This window comes from Micromonospora phytophila (genome assembly GCF_023656545.1).
In the GTDB taxonomy this organism is placed as follows: domain Bacteria; phylum Actinomycetota; class Actinomycetes; order Mycobacteriales; family Micromonosporaceae; genus Micromonospora; species Micromonospora phytophila.
Map to the genome: position 1 here is coordinate 1 of NZ_JAMOKF010000561.1, position 2062 is coordinate 2062.

Genomic DNA, 2062 nt, shown 5'->3' on the forward strand with positions numbered 1-2062 from the left:
ATCCGGACACCATCCGTGCCCTCGTCGCGGCGGTGCCGGCGCCGGTCAACGTGCTGGCCGGGCCGGGCGCCCCGCCGGTGCCGGAGCTGGCCCGGCTCGGGGTGGCCCGGGTGAGCCTGGGCTCCTCGGTCGCCGAGGCCGCGTACGCGGTGGCGCGGCGGGCCGCCGACGAGGCGTTCGGCACCGGGACGTACCGGGCGTTGGAGGATGCGCTGGACTACGGCACCCTCAACGCCCTCATGCGCTGACCGTGCCGGTGACGACGAGTGCCGGCCACCGTCGGGCGGTGGCCGGCACTCGTCGGGTCGCGTCGTGCGACCGTCCAGCTCCGTCGGCCGCGAGGAGGACCGTCGGTCACAGCGGCGGGGCGACGTCCCGGCGCTCCTCGACCCGGCGGTACTCCACCGGCTGCTCGGTCGTGGTGGCGACCACCTGACGGCGGCGGCCCCAGATGACCGTGGTCATGATCAGGCCGAGCACGCCGGCCGCCATCAGGATCCACCCGACGACGTCGAGGTTGAGACCGCCGATGCTCGCGTCCAGCGCGAAGGTGAGGATCGCGCCGAGCGCGATCAGGAAGATGCTGGTGCCGATACCCACGACAGCCTCCTTGCTCAGGGGATGTGGTGTGCTGTCGAAGGCCTTCAGTACCCCGCCGCTGAGCAGCGCAATCATCCTCGTGTCGGGGCGGGCCGCAGCGTCGCGACCGGGCGCGGTGGGCCGGGGTGCCCGGCGATCTTGCCGTCGGGTAGAGTTTGCCCCGTCGCCGGGAACGCCGGCGACACGCGGACGTAGCGCAGCTGGTAGCGCATCACCTTGCCAAGGTGAGGGTCGCGGGTTCGAATCCCGTCGTCCGCTCGCGACCCACCCCCGCACGGTCCGGTTACCACCGGGTCCGGGTGGCGACCACGGGCGATTGGCGCAGTGGGAGCGCGCTTCCTTGACACGGAAGAGGTCACTGGTTCAAACCCAGTATCGCCCACCAGGAAGATCCGAAAGCCCGTCACCGCAGCCCGGTGCCGGGCTTTCGTCGCTCTCCGGGCGTGACAGTCCCGCCCGCTTCCCGTCTCGTCCGGCTGCTCGCCCTTGTCAGCGGGCGATCCGCCGCGGCGGTCGGGCCGCCGCCGGTGCCCGACCGTCGGGAACGCCCGAGCAGCCGCCGACCCGGGGCGGGGCGTTGACCCGGACGTCGGGGAACGCGAGCGGCCGAGCCGGTTCTGCCCAGGGCAGATCCGCTGGTGGTGAACATCGTGCCAAGTCCCCGCCGGTAGCCGGCACAGTGGAGCGCATGAGACTGCTGGTGCTGGGTGGTACGGGATTCGTGGGCGGCGCGACAGTCGCCGAGGGGGTACGCCGGGGCTGGTCGGTGACCGTGTTCAACCGGGGGCTGCACGGCGCGACGCCGCGGGGCGTACACCGGTTGCGAGGTGACCGGAGCGCGCCCGACGGCCTGGCGGCGCTCGCCGACGGTGAGTGGGACGTGGTGGTCGACACCTGGGACGGCGCGCCGCGGGCCGCGGGCGACGCGGCCCGGGCGTTGGCCGGTCGGGTCGGGCTGTACGTCTACGTCTCCAGCGGCTCGGTCTACGCCGCACCGGTCGCGCCCGGCTCCGACGAGGACGCCCCGGTGGTCGACGCGGAGCTGGACGACGCCGACGGCGACTACGCGCGCAACAAGGCCGGCGCCGAGCGGGCGGTGCGGGAGGTGTTCGGCGACCGGGCGCTGATCGCCCGGGCCGGCCTGATCCTCGGGCCGGGGGAGGACATCGGCCGGTTGCCGTGGTGGCTGGCCCGGATCGCCCGGGGCGGGGAGGTGCTGACGCCGGGACCGGCCGACCTGCCGGTGCAGTACGTCGACGTACGGGACCTGGCGGCCTGGCTGCTCGAGCGGGGCGCGCAGCGGCTAGGCGGCACGTTCAACGTGGTCAGCCGGACCGGGCACACCGGCGAGGATCAGCGCCCGCCAGGCGACCCGCAACTCGACGCCGAGCGCCGCCTCGTCCACCCCGTGCCCGCAGACGTCGCCGACGATCAGGTCGACGCGGTCCGGACGGGTCTGCAC

General features: G+C 74.2%; 2 protein-coding genes, 2 tRNA genes and 2 pseudogenes. 4 read left to right on the plus strand and 2 right to left on the minus strand.

Going from position 1 to position 2062, the window contains the following annotated elements:
- On the plus strand, positions 1-248 hold a 248-nt coding region (locus NCC78_RS31205), incomplete at its 5' end, for an isocitrate lyase/phosphoenolpyruvate mutase family protein (RefSeq protein ID WP_250799020.1).
- Between the two features lie 106 nt (positions 249-354).
- On the opposite strand, the gene NCC78_RS31210 is transcribed toward NCC78_RS31205, so the two are convergent.
- The gene (locus NCC78_RS31210) at positions 355-600 is read right to left on the minus strand and encodes a DUF6458 family protein (RefSeq protein WP_250799023.1); all 246 of its coding nucleotides are present in this window, start codon (positions 598-600) and stop codon (positions 355-357) included.
- A gap of 185 nt (positions 601-785) precedes the next feature.
- On the opposite strand from NCC78_RS31210, the gene NCC78_RS31215 reads away from it, so the two are divergent.
- The 3 genes and pseudogenes from NCC78_RS31215 to NCC78_RS31225 all read left to right on the plus strand — a co-directional run.
- Positions 786-858 (plus strand) — tRNA-Gly (locus tag NCC78_RS31215).
- 52 nt (positions 859-910) lie between these two features.
- Positions 911-985: transfer RNA gene (locus NCC78_RS31220), tRNA-Val, on the plus strand.
- 303 nt (positions 986-1288) lie between these two features.
- Positions 1289-1873 (plus strand): annotated as a pseudogene (locus NCC78_RS31225) (NAD-dependent epimerase/dehydratase family protein); the annotation flags it as partial.
- A gap of 63 nt (positions 1874-1936) precedes the next feature.
- Here NCC78_RS31225 and NCC78_RS31230 read toward each other — a convergent pair.
- A pseudogene (locus tag NCC78_RS31230) lies at positions 1937-2062 on the minus strand (SpoIIE family protein phosphatase); the annotation flags it as partial.